Source organism: Pseudomonas flexibilis (assembly GCF_000806415.1).
GTDB lineage: Bacteria > Pseudomonadota > Gammaproteobacteria > Pseudomonadales > Pseudomonadaceae > Serpens > Serpens flexibilis.
In genome coordinates this window covers 1-14,638 of sequence record NZ_JTAK01000006.1, presented here as the reverse complement: position 1 = coordinate 14,638, position 14,638 = coordinate 1, and the positions used below count along the sequence as shown (strand labels likewise).

The 14,638-nt window shown below is 65.2% G+C and carries 11 protein-coding genes; 2 read left to right on the top strand and 9 right to left on the bottom strand.

Going from position 1 to position 14,638, the window contains the following annotated elements; genetic code table 11:
- Window positions 1-79 precede the first annotated feature (79 nt).
- Window positions 80-2,632 (top strand): TRAP transporter permease, encoded by a 2,553-nt coding sequence (locus tag PT85_RS14305; RefSeq protein WP_027591125.1) that lies wholly within the window; start codon window positions 80-82, stop codon window positions 2,630-2,632.
- Here PT85_RS14305 and PT85_RS14300 read toward each other — a convergent pair.
- The 8 genes from PT85_RS14300 to PT85_RS14265 all read right to left on the bottom strand — a co-directional run bounded on the left by PT85_RS14300 (window position 2,577) and on the right by PT85_RS14265 (window position 12,535).
- Window positions 2,577-4,271, bottom strand: a complete 1,695-nt coding sequence (locus PT85_RS14300; protein WP_051587480.1) for a Na/Pi cotransporter family protein — start codon at window positions 4,269-4,271, stop codon at window positions 2,577-2,579. The two genes, PT85_RS14305 and PT85_RS14300, sit on opposite strands and share 56 nt — an antisense overlap.
- A 156-nt stretch (window positions 4,272-4,427) precedes the next feature.
- Window positions 4,428-5,357: an AEC family transporter gene (locus PT85_RS14295; RefSeq protein ID WP_175444367.1), complete on the bottom strand. Its 930-nt coding sequence runs from the start codon at window positions 5,355-5,357 to the stop codon at window positions 4,428-4,430.
- Window positions 5,358-5,488: 131 nt separating this feature from the next.
- Entirely contained in the window at window positions 5,489-7,444 is a 1,956-nt protein-coding gene (locus PT85_RS14290; RefSeq protein ID WP_039607070.1) for a DUF7844 domain-containing protein, read from the bottom strand.
- Between the two features lie 72 nt (window positions 7,445-7,516).
- Complete coding sequence (locus tag PT85_RS14285; protein WP_027591128.1) at window positions 7,517-7,828, bottom strand: DUF2388 domain-containing protein; 312 nt, start codon at window positions 7,826-7,828, stop codon at window positions 7,517-7,519.
- Between the two features lie 140 nt (window positions 7,829-7,968).
- A complete protein-coding gene (locus tag PT85_RS14280) occupies window positions 7,969-9,471 on the bottom strand; it encodes an acetyl-CoA hydrolase/transferase family protein (RefSeq protein WP_027591129.1) in 1,503 nt (500 codons plus the stop codon).
- Between the two features lie 182 nt (window positions 9,472-9,653).
- The gene (locus PT85_RS14275) at window positions 9,654-11,087 is read right to left on the bottom strand and encodes an NAD(P)(+) transhydrogenase (Re/Si-specific) subunit beta (protein WP_027591130.1); all 1,434 of its coding nucleotides are present in this window, start codon (window positions 11,085-11,087) and stop codon (window positions 9,654-9,656) included.
- Window positions 11,088-11,090: 3 nt separating this feature from the next.
- Window positions 11,091-11,402 carry an NAD(P) transhydrogenase subunit alpha gene (locus tag PT85_RS14270; protein ID WP_027591131.1) on the bottom strand — a complete coding sequence of 104 codons (312 nt, stop codon included), beginning with the start codon at window positions 11,400-11,402 and terminating at the stop codon, window positions 11,091-11,093.
- 11 nt (window positions 11,403-11,413) lie between these two features.
- Window positions 11,414-12,535 carry a Re/Si-specific NAD(P)(+) transhydrogenase subunit alpha gene (locus tag PT85_RS14265; RefSeq protein WP_039562213.1) on the bottom strand — a complete coding sequence of 374 codons (1,122 nt, stop codon included), beginning with the start codon at window positions 12,533-12,535 and terminating at the stop codon, window positions 11,414-11,416.
- 447 nt (window positions 12,536-12,982) lie between these two features.
- On the opposite strand from PT85_RS14265, the gene PT85_RS14260 reads away from it, so the two are divergent.
- Window positions 12,983-14,164 (top strand): acyl-CoA dehydrogenase, encoded by a 1,182-nt coding sequence (locus PT85_RS14260; protein WP_027591133.1) that lies wholly within the window; start codon window positions 12,983-12,985, stop codon window positions 14,162-14,164.
- A 258-nt stretch (window positions 14,165-14,422) separates the two neighbouring features.
- Here the strand turns inward: PT85_RS14260 and PT85_RS18210 are convergent.
- A partial coding sequence (locus PT85_RS18210) for a hypothetical protein (RefSeq protein WP_214442707.1) occupies window positions 14,423-14,638 on the bottom strand: 216 nt, incomplete at its 5' end.

Genomic DNA, 14,638 nt, shown 5'->3' with positions numbered 1-14,638 from the left:
TTGCTCACTGAAAACCCGCGTGCCGAGGCCGGCAGCGGGTTTTCTTGGTCTCCGCCTCTGAGAAACAGGCCTTCCCGCCATGCAAGACAAGACTCTCTCCACCCAGGAACTGATCGCCCAGGACGTCGGCGCCCGCCTGCCGCAGGGGCCGATGGCCCAGGCGATCGCCGGGCTGGCGCTGCTCTGGTCGCTGTTCCAGCTGTGGATCGCCTCGCCGCTGCCGTTCGTGTTCGGCGTCGGGGTGTTCAACGACACCGAAACCCGCTCCATCCACCTGGCCTTCGCCCTGCTGCTGGCCTTCCTGGCCTACCCGGCGTTCAAGCGCTCGCCGCGCGACCGGGTGCCGCTGCTGGACATCGCCCTCGGCCTGGTGGCCGCTGCCAGCGCTGCGTATCTGTTCATCTTCTACCAGCAGTTGGCGCTGCGCCCCGGCAGCCTGACCACCGCTGACCTGGTCACCGCCTGCATCGGCATTCCGCTGCTGCTGGAAGCCACCCGTCGCGCCCTGGGCCCGCCGCTGGCGATCATCGCCCTGCTTTTTCTCATCTACAGTTTGGCCGGGCCCTGGATGCCCGGCATGCTGGCGCACCGCGGCGTCAGCCTGAATGCGCTGGCCAACCACCAATGGATCACCACCGAGGGTGTGTTCGGCATCGCCCTGGGCGTGTCCACCAGTTTCGTGTTCCTGTTCGTGCTGTTCGGCGCGCTGCTTGAGCGCGCCGGCGCCGGCCACTACTTCATCCAGCTGGCCTTCAGCCTGCTCGGCCATCTGCGCGGCGGCCCGGCCAAGGCGGCGGTGGTGGCTTCGGGCATGACCGGCCTGATCTCCGGCTCGTCGATCGCCAACGTGGTGACCACCGGCACCTTCACCATTCCGATGATGAAGAAGGTCGGCTTCTCCAGTGAAAAGGCCGGCGCGGTGGAAGTGGCCTCCTCGGTCAACGGTCAGATCATGCCGCCGGTGATGGGCGCCGCCGCGTTCCTGATGGTCGAGTACGTCGGCATTCCCTACGTGGAGATCATCAAGCACGCCTTCCTGCCGGCGGCGATCTCTTACATTGCGCTGCTCTATATCGTGCACCTGGAAGCGCTCAAGCTCGGCATGCAGCCGATCGGCACTCACCAGCCCAAGCCCTGGCTGCGCCGGCTGACCGGCTTCGCCTTCGGCGCGGCGCTGATCAGCGGCCTGTCGCTGGCCGTCTACTACGGCCTGGGCTGGCTCAAGCCGGCGCTTGGCGAGGCGGCTATCTGGGTGATCGGCGTGCTGCTGGCGCTGGTCTACCTGGGCCTGCTCAAGGTGGCGGCCAGCAATCCGCCGCTGCCGGCGGAAGATCCGGACAAGCCCCTGGAGGAGCTGCCGCAGACCCGTGCCGTGCTGCTCTCCGGCCTGCATTTCCTGCTGCCGGTGGTGGTGCTGGTCTGGTGCCTGATGGTCGAACGCCTGTCGCCCGGCCTCTCGGCGTTCTGGGGCACGGTGATGCTGGTGGTAATCCTGCTCACCCAGCGCCCGCTGCTGTCCTGGATGCGCGGTGACGGCGGCCAGACCCATGGCGGTTTCGCCGACGGCGTGGTCGACCTGCGCGAGGGCCTGATCGGCGGCGCGCGCAACATGATCGGCATCGGCATCGCCACCGCGGCGGCGGGCATCATCGTCGGCGCGGTGTCGCAGACCGGTGTCGGCCTGGTGCTGGCCGACGTGGTGGAAGTGCTGTCGATGGGCAACCTGCTGCTCATGCTGCTGTTCACCGCGGTGTTCAGTCTGATCCTCGGCATGGGCCTGCCGACCACCGCCAACTACATCGTGGTGTCCAGCCTGCTGGCGCCGGTGGTGGTGGCGCTGGGGCAGCAGAACGGGCTGATCGTGCCGCTGATCGCGGTGCACCTGTTCGTCTTCTACTTCGGCATCATGGCCGACGTGACGCCGCCGGTGGGCCTGGCCTCGTTCGCTGCCGCCGCGGTATCCAAGGGTGACCCGATCAAGACCGGCCTGACCGCCTTCTACTACAGCCTGCGCACCGCGGCGCTGCCGTTCCTGTTCATCTTCAACACCGACCTGCTGCTGATCGACGTGGGCTTCTGGCACGGCGTGCTGATCTTCATCGTGGCGACGGTGGCCATGCTGATCTTCGCCGCCGGCACCCAGGGCTTCTTCCTGGTGCGCAGTCGCTGGTACGAGGGTGTGTTGCTGCTGCTGGTGGCCTTCACGCTGTTCCGTCCGGGTTTCTGGATGGACCTGGTGCACGATCCCTACCAGGACATCCCGCCCGGCCAGTTCGTGCAGGCACTGGGCCAGGTGGAGGCCGACAGCCAGCTGCGCCTGCGTGTGCTCGGCGAGGACGACGTGGGGGATCCCCGCGAGTTCGCCCTGCTGCTGCCGGTGCCGGATGGCGAAAGCGGCGAGCAGCGCCTGGAGAAGCTGGGCCTGATGCTCTACGAAGAGGACGGCAAGCTGCTGATCGACAACGTGGCGTTCGGCAGTGTCGCCGCCGATCTGGGCCTGGCCTTCGACCAGCAGATCCTGCGCGTGCGCGCCCCCACCGACCGCTGGGCCAAGGAGTGGATGTGGATCCCCGGCTTCATGGTGTTTGCGCTGGTGGTATGGCTGCAGCGCCGTCGCCTGCCGCGGGGCTGAGCCGCTCGGCCGCTTCCGTCACGCCTGTGGCGCAAGCGGCTTCCAGCACCGGATAGGCGCTGGCGCAGAACAGCGAGTTGAGCCGCTTCATGTCGGCGATCAGTTCCAGGTGCAGGCCGCTGCTGTGCAGGCTGGCCACCACCCGTTCGCCGAGGCGGTTCACATGCGCATGGGTGAGGCGCCGCTCCCAGACCTGGAAGCGGCGCTTCTCGTCCAGCAGGCGCTGCGCACTGACGCGGTCCGCGCCCAGGAACACCGACAGGCCCAGGCGCAGGTTGTCGCGCAGGCCGGCGTGCAGGGCTAGCAGCTCCTGCAGGCCGACCTCCGAGAAGGCATGGGCGCGGGCGGTCTTGTGGCTCTGCAGCTTGCCCAGCATGTGTTCGATCAGGTCGCCGGCATGTTCCAGGTTGACCGCCAGTTCGATGGTTTCTGCCCAGCGCCGGTTGTCCTGCGCCGACAGGTCGTCGCGGTTGATCTGCGCCAGGTAGAGCTTGACCGCGCTGTACAGCGCATCGACGTCGTCATCCAGGGCGCGGATACGCTGCCCGGCGTTGCGGTCGTCGTCGCGCAGCACCAGGTGGAACTGCTCGAGCATCTGCTCCACCAGATCGCCGATGCGCAGGGTCTCGCGCACCGCGTTGGCCAGCGCCAGGCCGGGGGTGGCCAGCGCGGCCGGGTCCAGGTTGCGCGGGCGCACGCCGTCCTCGCTTTCCGGGCGCTCCGGCAGCAGCCAGGTGCTCAGTCGGGCCATGGCGCTCACGGTGGGCAGCATCAGCACACAGCGCAGGCTGTTGTAGGCCACGTGGAAGCCGATTACCAGGCTGGCGCTGTCCAGCGCCAGCCCGTCCATCCAGGCCACCAGCGGGTCGAGGAAAGGGATGATCAGCAACAGGCCGATCAGTTTGTAGAGCAGACTGCCCAGCGCCACCCGGCGCCCGGCGGCGCTCTGCAGGCTGCTGTTGAGCAGCGCCAGCACGCCGCTGCCGATGTTGGCACCGATCACCAGGCCGATGGCCACCGGCAGGCTGAGCAGCCCGGCGCTGGCCAGCGTGGCGGTGAGCAGCACCGCAGCCAGGCTGGAATAGCTGAGCAGGGCGAACAGCGCGCCGATCAGCGCGTCGAGCAGGATGTCGCCGGTCAGCTCGGCGAACAGCACCTTGATGCCGGTGGATTCGGTGATCGGCTGTGCGGCGGCGACGATCAGCTGCAGCGCCAGCAGGATCAACCCGACGCCGATCTGTACGCGGCCGAACTGGCCGACGCGTGTCTGCCGGCGCGACAGGAACAGCACCACGCCGATCAGGATCAGCAGCGGCGACAGCCAGTGCAGGTCAAGGGTCAGCACACGGGTCATCAGCGCGGTGCCGACGTCGGCGCCGAGCATGATGGCCAGCGCCGGGCCGAGGGTCATCAGCCCTTCGGCGACAAAAGAGGTGGTCAACAGGGCGGTGGCGTTGCTGCTCTGCACCAGCGCGGTGACCACGATGCCGGCACCGAACGCCAGCGGCAGGTTGCGGGTGCTGCGGTTGAGGGTTTCGCGCAATTGCGAGCCGTACACGCGCAGGATGCCGGTGCGCACGATATGCGTGCCCCACACCAGGAGGGCCACGGCGGACAACAGGTTGAGCAGGGTCAGCATGACCAAGCCTCCCAGAAAAAGCCTGACAGGCAGCTACACCGCACAACCGGGCGGATGACGGATTCGTTTGGGGGAAATGGATGAAAGAAGCGAGGCCGCCGGAGCGGCTGGCGAACTGATGTTACTCGGCCCGCCAGGTTCCGGCCAGAGGGGGGCTCAGAAGCCCAGCAGGCCGAGGATCAGCGGCAGGCTGGCGATCGACAGCAGGGTCTGCAGGGTGATCACGCCGGCCATCAGCGGGGCATCGCCGCCCAGCTGGCGGGTGAGGATGTAGCTGGCCGTCGCGGTTGGAATGGCGAAGAAGACCACGACCACGGCCGTTTCCAGCAGCGGCAGGCCCAGCGTCAGGGCTACGCCCCAGGCCAGCAGCGGCATGATCAGCAGGCGGATGGCGGTGTTCCAGGCCAGCGGCGCCAATTGGCTGCGCAGCTGCTGCGGCTGCAGCGCCGCACCGACGCTGAGCAGACCCAGCGGCAGGCTGGCGGCGGCCATCAGGCTCAGCAGTCGGTCGCTGCCCCCGGGCAGGCCCAGGCCGCTGAGGTTGATCAGCGCGCCTACCACGCAGCCGAGGATCAGCGGGTTCTTGAGAATGGGCAGCAGCAGGGTGCGCGGGCTGACGCCGCCTTCGGCGCTCAATGCCCACACGGACAGCACGTTCACCGCCGGCACCATCAGCGCCAGCAGCACCGCCGCAATGCCCAGGCCTTCGGCACCGAACAGGTTGCCGACAATGGCCAGGCCCAGGTAGGTGTTGAAGCGCAGCTGCGCCTGGCTGAATACCCCGAAACGAGCCGCAGGCCATTTGCACACGCGGCGCAGGATCAGCAGGCTGACCCAGCCGATACCCAGGGCGGTGAATACCCCCAGCGCGAGGCGCGGCATGGCCGGGTTGTCCAGCGGCGCATTGACCAGGCTGGCCACCAGCAGGGCGGGGAAGAGGATGAAGTAGTTGAGGCGCTCGGCGCCGGGCCAGAAGGTTTCGCTGGGGAATTGCCAGCGGCGCATCAGGTGTCCGGCAATGATCAGGGCGAACAGCGGCCAGATGGCCATCAGGACTTGCAGCACATATCCACCGAAGCCGGACATGCGGCCGGCAAGAACCAAAACGCCGCTATCTTGGTGGCGGCGCGCGGCAAACGCAAGATCATTAGCTGGCTTGGTAGTGGCGGATCGCAGGGCGGACAAGGTTGCCGCTCCGCCAGGTCCCGCAGGGACGGTCAGCGCAGCTGCAACCCGCCGGATTCGCGGTGCAGGCTGCGCACCCGCTCGCCGAGTCGTGCCAGGTTGGTCTCCACCGCGTTCAGCTCGTCACGCCGCTGTGGCAGTAGCAGCTGGCGCAGGTCCTGATCGAGGTTGTCGCTGAGCTGGCGCAGATACCGATGGCGCTCCTCGGTCAGCGCGTTCAGCTCGCGCCATTCCGCCGGCTGCGGCAGGCCATAACCGTTTTTCAGCAACTCCGCCGGACGGCTGAGGAAGCCGGCCTGCACCAGCATGGTCTGCAGGGTGTCACCGGTGCGCTTCATCTGCGGGTCGGCAGCTTCGCCCAGGTAGCGCTGCTTCAGTTCGTCCTGGGCCAGCAGCAGTTGCTGGCGCTGGGCGGCCTGCTCCAGCAACAGCAACGCGGCGCTGGTGCGCAGGTCGGCCCTGGCGATCCACGGCAGGCGCTCACTGGCCGGCAGGGCCAGCCAGGCTTCGACACTGTGTTGCGTGATCGGCAGCTGCTCGCGCAGCACGTCGAACATCGCCTGATAGCGGCTGCGGAACGAGTCGAAGCGGTAGCCCAGGCGCAGCGCCTGGCGCGGGTCGGCCAGCGGTGCGAGATCGGCCAGGCCGCGGGCGGCCAGGGAGTCGAGCAGGGCGTTGGGCATGACACTGTCGAGCCCGCGCAGTGCGGGATGGGTGGTGCCGGTACGCAGCAGCTGCAGGGTTTCCACCGCGCAGTTGTTGGTCAGGAAGTAGTAGCGCCCGTCGTAGCTCCAGTGCGTTTCCACTGCGCGGCGCACCAGGGCATCCTGCTCCGCGCGGCTCAGGCGCAGCGGTACGGAAAGCAGATCGCGCAGCTCGACCTTGGTGTATTCGTCCACCACCTGGGACAGCGGCAGGATGAACAGCCGCGAGGGGTAGACGCCGGTCAGGCCATCCCAGCTCGACAGTTGCAGATCGCCGACGAAGGCGCGGTAGGACAGCACCAGATGGTGCTCCAGATCCAGGCGGCAGTCCGCGCCCCGGGGTCGGCCGGGCGCGCAAACCACCAGACGCAGCATGCTGTGCCCCCAGCGACTGACCCAGTTGTCGTTGGCCTCGGCGAACAGGTAGTCGACCTCGTAGACGCGTTCGGGATCGATCCAGGCCAGCGGCGCCTTCTCGTAGTCGCGACTGGCGTTCAGGAATGGCAGACGCGGGCTGCAGGGTCGGGCATGGGCCGGCTGCCAACCGAAGTGCTCGCTGAAGTACTGGTGCAGCGAGGGGCGCCGGCAGGCGTAATCGGGGTCGAGCAGAAAGTACTCGAAATTGACTGCGACGAACTCGCGGGGGTTGTGCAGCTCGTAGGGGTCAGGGCTGCGCTCCTGCTGGCCGTTGTCGCTGATTGGTTCGCCACGTCCGCCGATGCGCTGGGGCCAGCCAGCCAGCTCCAGCAGGCGCGGATCGTCGGAGAGCGTGAAGCGGCGGGCGATCTCGCCACGGCAGTCGTCCGGCAGGCCAACCGGTCCCACTGTGCTCGCCAGGCGAGTGCAGCGCGCCAGTTGGCGACGATCAATGGGTGACCAGAGACGGGCACGGTCGTACAGGTGCGCCAGCTCGTGCAGCACGGTGGCCAGCAATTCGCGGTACTGGGTGCCGTGGGTGCGCCCGGTACGCTGTTGCCGCGCACTGCCATCGGTCAGCCCGGGCAGCAGGGAGCGATTGAGCAGCAGCCGCTCGCCTGCCATGCGCCCGTGCACGGCCTCGGGAAGCGCGGTCCAGCGCACGGTCACCTGGCGGTCCAGGCGTTCGATCAGGCGGGGTGGCAGCGCGGCAATGGCTTGGTCGAGCAGTTGGCGGCTGGCCAGGCGCTGGGCATCGTCCAGTCCCTGTCCGTCCAGCCGCAGACGCAGTTCGGCGCGAGCGCCGGCGACCAGCGACAGGAGCAGCAGGAGAAGACAGCAGGAGCGGAGCGAGAAAAGATGGGTCATGCAATTTGGACCGCAGCCGGGCGGCTGCGTGAAGGAAAGCACGCGCCGCCTGTCGACGGCGCGTCGTACCGCTTAGCGGGCGAGGATGGCCTCGGCCAGCTCCAGGTCGGTGGCTTGCAGGCTGGGTGCCTTGGCACGAATCACCTGCAGAGCGGACTCCAGGTGGGCACCACGGATGTCGCCGCGGCTGGCCACGAAGCTGGCAGCGTCTTCGCGGGCGGCCAGGACGATCTTGTCGTCGCCGGACGACATGTCGGTGCTGGATTCGGTGGTGCCGATCAGGGCACTGCCGATCATGTCGGTGGTACCGATGAAGCTGGAGGCGCTGGCCATGGTCGACAGGCTCAGCAGAGCAGCGGCGCCGAACAGACGAATCGGAGTCATGCGTTGTACCTCGGGGGTTGTGGGCAGATTCTTGGAGGCTCGGAGTGTAACGAGCTTTGCCCCCAAGGGCTATCAGAGGGGTGGCGTAAAGCCATCAACGCTGTAGCACCGTCTGCGGCGGTGCTACAGCGAATCGGCGATCAGCGCTTGCCCAGCATATGGCCGGTCTTGCGCATGTTGGTGTGCCAGGAGAAGGCTTCTTCGAGCAGGTGCGGCGTCTGGCCGCCTACGGTGGCGCAGGCGCGGTCGAGGTAGTCCTGCATGGCTGGACGGAAGTCCGGATGCACGCACTTGTCGATGATCAGTTGGGCGCGCTCGCGCGGCGCCAGGCCACGGAGGTCGGCCAGGCCCTGTTCGGTAACCAGGATGTCCACGTCGTGTTCGTTGTGGTCGACGTGGGGAACCATCGGCACGGCGCTGGAAATGGCGCCGCCCTTGGCGATCGACTTGGTCACGAAGATGGCCAGGTGTGCGTTGCGGGTGAAGTCGCCCGAGCCGCCCAGGCCGTTCATCATGTGGGTGCCGTTGACGTGAGTGGAGTTGACGTTGCCATAGATGTCGAACTCCAGCGCGGTGTTGATGGCGATGATGCCGATGCGGCGGACAATCTCCGGATGGTTGGAGATTTCCTGCGGGCGCAGCACCAGCTTGTCCTTGTACTTGTCGAGGTTGGCCATCACGTGATGGCACATACGCTCGGACAGGGTGAAGGAACAGCCGGAAGCGGCGACCAGTTTGCCGGCATCGAACAGCTCGAAGGTGGAGTCCTGCAGCACTTCGGAATACATGGTCAGACCGCTGAAGTTGGACTTCAGCAGGCCGCTCATCACGGCGTTGGCAATGGTGCCCACGCCGGCCTGCAGCGGCAGCAGGCTGGAGGTCAGGTTGCCGCGCTCGACTTCCATTTCCAGGAAGGCGATCAGGTGGTCGGCGATGGCCTGGGTATCCTCATCGCTGGGCAGGACGGCGGAGTAGGAGTCTTCCTGGTTGGTGACGACGATGGCCGCGATGCGCGCCGGGTCGACCGGGATGTACGGGGTGCCGATGCGGTCCTGGCCGTTGATCAGCGGCACCGGGCCGCGGTTCGGGCGCTTGGCCGGCAGGTAGATGTCGTGCAGGCCTTCCAGGGCGGCCGGATGGGCCAGGTTCAGCTCGACGATCACCACATCGGCTTCGGCGAAGCTGGCGGAGTTACCCACCGAGGTGGTCGGCACGATACCGCCGTTCTCGGTGATGGCGCAGGCCTCGATGATGGCCACGTCGACCTTGGGCAGGCTGCCGGCGCGCAGCTGTTCGGCGGTATCGGACAGGTGCTGGTCGATGAACATCACCTCGCCATTGTTGATGGCCTTGCGCAGCCCGGCGTCGGACTGGAACGGCATGCGGCGGGCCAGCAGACCGGACTCGGCCATCAGCCCGTCCATGTCATTGCCCAGGCTGGCGCCGGTGATGAGAGTGATCTTCAACTCTTCTTGACGGGCGCGTGCCGCTAGGGCGAGGGGGACCTTCTTCGCCTCGCCGGCGCGGGTGAAACCGCTCATTCCGACGGTTTGGCCGTGGCTTACCAGCTTGGCCGCTTCTTCGGCGCTGGTGATTTTCTCGCACAGGGAATTGAGGCGAATGCGATCGGCATACTGGGACATGCAGCGGCTCCTTGGTTTTCTTGTTGGCTCAGCAGCCCCCGAGTCTAGGGATTCGCTTCTGCTACGCCTCTAATACCAAGGTCAGGATGTGCAGTCGTTCTTTGTCAGTCACGGGAGGGTGGAACAGCCCCGCAGCCACTCGCGCCTGAGGCGCAAGTGGCTGTTATTTCAGGCAATTCCGATCAGTCGACCGCTTTGACCATGTCCTCGATGACTTTCTTGGCGTCACCGAAGACCATCATGGTCTTGTCCATATAGAACAGCTCGTTGTCCAGGCCGGCGTAGCCGCTGGCCATGGAGCGCTTGTTGACGATCACCGTCTTGGCCTTGTAGGCCTCGAGGATCGGCATGCCGGCGATCGGCGACTTGGGATCGGTCTTGGCCGCCGGGTTGACCACGTCGTTGGCACCCAGCACCAGGACCACATCGGTTTGGCCGAACTCGGAGTTGATGTCTTCCATCTCGAACACCTGCTCGTAGGGCACTTCGGCCTCGGCGAGCAGCACGTTCATGTGGCCGGGCATGCGGCCAGCCACCGGGTGGATGGCGTACTTCACGTTCACGCCGCGGTGGGTCAGCTTCTCGGCCAGCTCCATCAGTGCGTGCTGGGCGCGAGCCACAGCCAGGCCGTAGCCGGGCACAATCACCACGGTGTCGGCGTTGGTCAGCAGGAAGGCGGCATCATCGCTGGAGCCGGACTTCACGTTGCGCTGCACCTGCTCGCCGGCGGCGGCGCTGCCGGCTTCGGCGCCGAAGCCGCCGAGGATCACGTTGAAGAACGAGCGGTTCATCGCCTTGCACATGATGTACGAGAGGATCGCGCCCGAGGAGCCCACCAGCGAGCCGGCGATGATCAGCATCGAGTTGTTCAGCGAAAAGCCGATACCGGCGGCCGCCCAGCCCGAATAACTGTTGAGCATCGATACCACCACCGGCATGTCGGCGCCGCCGATGGGGATGATGATCAGCACGCCGATCACGAAGGCCAGAACCACCAGGATGGCGAACGCGGTGACGTCCCCGGTGAAGGTGTACATCAGGCCCAGGCCGACGATGACCAGGCCCACCGCCAGGTTGAGCAGGTGCTGGCCCTTGAACACTACTGGCGCGCCCTGGAACAGGCGGAACTTGTACTTGCCGGACAGCTTGCCGAAGGCGATGACCGAGCCGGAGAAGGTGATGGCCCCGATGGCGGCGCCAAGGAACAGCTCCAGGCGGTTACCGGCCGGAATCGGGTCGGCCATGGCGGCGACGATGCCCAGCGACTGCGGTTCGGCCACCGCGGCGATGGCGATGAACACCGCCGCCAGACCGATCATGCTGTGCATGAAGGCCACCAGCTCGGGCATCTTGGTCATTTCCACGCGCTTGGCCATGATCGTGCCGGCGGTGCCACCGATCAGCAGGCCGACGATCACGTAACCGATGCCTTGGGTGGCCAGTTCGGCGCCCAGCTTATAGATGAGGGCAATGGTGGTCAGGACGGCAATGGCCATGCCGATCATGCCGAACAGGTTGCCGCGCCGCGACGTGGTCGGATGGGACAGCCCCTTGAGCGCCTGTATGAAGCACACCGAGGCGATCAGGTAGAGGACGGTGATCAGGTTCATGCTCATTGATTACTTCTCCACCTGGGCCTTCGGGGCCTTCTTCTTGAACATTTCCAGCATGCGGCGGGTGACCAGGAAGCCACCGAACACGTTGACCGCAGCCAGGGCCACGGCCAGGGTGCCCATGGCCTTGCCCAGCGGGGTGACGGTCAGCGCGGCGGCCAGCATGGCGCCAACGATGACGATCGCCGAGATGGCGTTGGTGACGGCCATCAGCGGAGTGTGCAGGGCGGGGGTAACGTTCCAGACCACGTGGTAGCCCACATAGATGGCCAGCACGAAGATGATCAGGTTGTAGATACCGTCGGAAATCAGATCCATGTCCGTGCCCCTTAGCCGTTCTTGCGCACGACTTCACCGTCCCGGCACATCAGGCAGGCGGCGACGATGTCGTCTTCAAGGTTGAGGTGGAACTGGCCGTCCTTGTCGATGACCAGCTTGAGGAAGTCGAGCAGGTTACGGGCGTACAGCGCCGAGGCGTCCGCCGGCACCTGCGCGGGCAGGTTGGTGTGGCCAACGATGGTTACACCGTGCTTGACCACTACACGATCGGCTTCGGTCAGCGGACAGTTGCCGCCTTGTGCAGCCGCCAGGTCGATGATCACCGAGCCGGGTTTCATTTCCGCCACGGTTGCTTCCTGCAGCAGTACCGGGGCCTTGCGACCGGGGATCAGCGCGGTGGTGATGACGATATCAGCCTGCTTGGCGCGCTCGTGCACGGCCTTGGCCTGACGCTCCATCCAGGATTGCGGCATGGGGCGGGCATAGCCGCCGACGCCTTGCGCACACTCGCGCTCTTCGTCGGTTTCAAACGGCACGTCGACGAACTTGGCGCCGAGGGATTCGATCTGTTCCTTCACGGCCGGGCGCACGTCGGAGGCTTCGATTACCGCGCCCAGGCGCTTGGCAGTGGCAATGGCCTGCAGACCGGCCACGCCCGCGCCGAGCACCAGCACGCGGGCCGCCTTCACGGTGCCGGCGGCGGTCATCAGCATGGGCATGAAGCGCGGATAGTGGTTGGCGGCGAGCATTACCGCCTTGTATCCGGCAATGTTGGCCTGGGAGGAGAGCACGTCCAGGCTTTGCGCACGGGAAGTACGCGGCGCGGCCTCCAGCGCGAAAGCCATGATGCCACGCGCCGCCATGCGGGCGATGCAGTCACTGTCGAAGGGGTTGAGCATGCCGATCAGCACCGCGCCCGGCTTCATGAGCGCCAGCTCGGTTTCGTCTGGAGCGACTACCTTGAGGACGAGATCGGCGGCAAAGGCCTCGGCGGCGCTACCGATCTTCGCTCCGGCCTGCTCATATGCGCTGTCCGGGACGCAGGCGTTGCTGCCGGCGGAAGCCTGAACGGTCACCTGGTGACCCTGGCTGACGAGCTTCTTGACCGTCTCCGGGGTAGCAGCCACACGGGTTTCCCCGCTGTGGGTTTCTAGGGGAATGCCGATTAGCACTTCCTGTCTCCTGTTGATCATTGTTCTTGTCGCCCGGCCACATGGGGGTAATGGCGTCGGCCCCCTCCGAAGGTCGTAGTTACGGCGGGGTGGCGCGGCATTGTGCAGGCGAACGAAAGGGGCAGCAAGATTTTTGAAGTAAAACAGTCAGCGGACTACAAGTCCTTATGTGACCATTTGGTTGCAACTGTTTCCGGTTCCCGAAGATCGCAGTTTGCTGCTCTGGAACCCCTTTGAGTTCGCAATTCGGCCGTATCGAGGGCTTGCGGGCTTCCGGCGGCGGTTAGGCACGACTAAGGCAATCGACAGGCCTTATAAAAGCTGGAAGAGGGGGATATGTAGTGGAATATCGGCATGGCTACAGTGGGCGTGTGGCTGGTGCATTGTATGTAGCAGGCGCGCTGCCTAGGATGTAGCAATCTTGATATCGGGCACGGGAGCAGGCTGATGGCGGCACAGGCGAGATTCAACTGGGAGGACCCGTTGCTGCTGGAGCAGCAGCTGACGCAGGAGGAACGCATGGTGCGTGACAGCGCGGCGCGGTTTGCCGCGGACAAGCTTGCGCCCAGGGTGCTTGAGGCGTTCCGGCATGAGCACACCGATCCAGCGATCTTTCGCGAGATGGGCGAAGCGGGCCTGCTGGGTGCCACGCTGCCGGTGGAGTACGGGGGCAGCGCCCTCAACCAGGTGTCGTACGGCCTGATCGCTCGGGAGATCGAGCGGATCGACTCCGGGTATCGGTCGATGATGAGTGTGCAGTCCTCGCTGGTAATGCTGCCCATCCACGCGTTTGGCAATGAGGCGACACGGCAGAAATATTTGCCCGGGCTGGCGAGCGGCCAGCTCGTCGGCTGTTTCGGTTTGACCGAGCCCGATCACGGTTCGGATCCGGGTGCAATGGTCACCCGTGCAAGAAAGGTAGAAGGTGGCTACCGGTTGTCCGGCAGCAAGATGTGGATCACCAATAGCCCGATTGCCGACGTCTTCGTGGTCTGGGCCAAGGATGACGAAGGGCAGATCCGCGGTTTCGTGTTGGAAAAGGGCTGGCCAGGCCTCAGTGCGCCGGCCATCCATGGCAAGGTGGGGCTGCGTGCATCAATTACCGGGCAGATCGTCATGGATGAGGTCTTCTGTCCCGAGGAGAACGCCTTCCCCGAGGTGCGTGGGTTGAAAGGGCCTTTTACCTGTCTCAACTCGGCGCGCTATGGCATTGCATGGGGTGCCCTGGGGGCCGCCGAGTTCTGCTGGCATGCCGCGCGGCAATACACCCTCGATCGTCAGCAGTTCGGCCGACCCTTGGCGGCCAACCAGTTGATACAGAAGAAGCTGGCCGACATGCAGACCGAAATCACTCTGGCTCTGCAGGGCTGCCTGCGGCTTGGGCGCATGAAGGATGAAGGTACTGCTGCGGTGGAGATCACCTCGATCATGAAGCGCAACAGCTGCGGTAAGGCACTCGACATCGCGCGCATGGCTCGCGACATGCTGGGTGGCAATGGCATCAGCGATGAGTTCGGCATTGCACGACACTTGGTGAACCTGGAGGTCGTGAATACTTATGAAGGTACCCATGACGTGCATGCACTGATCCTGGGTCGGGCGCAGACCGGAATTCAGGCATTTTTTTAATAGTGCGCTAATAAAGTGTTTGACTTGTGCCTGGGGCGCCCTATAATGCGCCCCACTTCCAGCGCAGAGCTGCTGAAAACTCCTTGTAAATCAACGAGTTGGATGTTCGAATCTGCCTGGTGGGGCTCGCTAGAGGAAGCGGGCTGCTGGTCGAGGCGGGGTTGACAGTGTCGTTTGGCGCTGTATGATTCGCCTCCCGCTGCAGAGTCTGGTTGAACCGGCTCTGGGTGGTAAGCGGTTGAGATGAAACGAAAAAGTTCAAATCAACGCTTGACAGGCAAAACGGCCGCTGTAGAATGCGCGGCCTCGGTTGAGACCTTCGGTCAGATCGAAACGCTCTTTAACAACTGAATCAAGCAATTCGTGTGGGTGCTTGTGGATGCATCGAGTGATAGTCGCAAGATTATCAGCATCACAAGTAACACTCGTGAATTCGAGAGTTTTTTGCGATTGCTGAGACAAGTTTAGGACTTT

Excerpts from the sequence above, each read along its gene's own strand:
- PT85_RS14285 (WP_027591128.1), bottom strand. The coding sequence starts at position 7,828 with ATGACTCCGATTCGTCTGTTCGGCGCCGCTGCTCTGCTGAGCCTGTCG.
- PT85_RS14290 (WP_039607070.1), bottom strand. The coding sequence starts at position 7,444 with ATGACCCATCTTTTCTCGCTCCGCTCCTGCTGTCTTCTCCTGCTGCTC.
- PT85_RS14300 (WP_051587480.1), bottom strand. The coding sequence starts at position 4,271 with ATGCTGACCCTGCTCAACCTGTTGTCCGCCGTGGCCCTCCTGGTGTGG.
- PT85_RS14295 (WP_175444367.1), bottom strand. The coding sequence starts at position 5,357 with ATGTCCGGCTTCGGTGGATATGTGCTGCAAGTCCTGATGGCCATCTGG.
- PT85_RS14305 (WP_027591125.1), top strand. The coding sequence starts at position 80 with ATGCAAGACAAGACTCTCTCCACCCAGGAACTGATCGCCCAGGACGTC.
- PT85_RS14280 (WP_027591129.1), bottom strand. The coding sequence starts at position 9,471 with ATGTCCCAGTATGCCGATCGCATTCGCCTCAATTCCCTGTGCGAGAAA.
- PT85_RS14260 (WP_027591133.1), top strand. The coding sequence starts at position 12,983 with ATGGCGGCACAGGCGAGATTCAACTGGGAGGACCCGTTGCTGCTGGAG.
- PT85_RS14275 (WP_027591130.1), bottom strand. The coding sequence starts at position 11,087 with ATGAGCATGAACCTGATCACCGTCCTCTACCTGATCGCCTCGGTGTGC.
- PT85_RS14270 (WP_027591131.1), bottom strand. The coding sequence starts at position 11,402 with ATGGATCTGATTTCCGACGGTATCTACAACCTGATCATCTTCGTGCTG.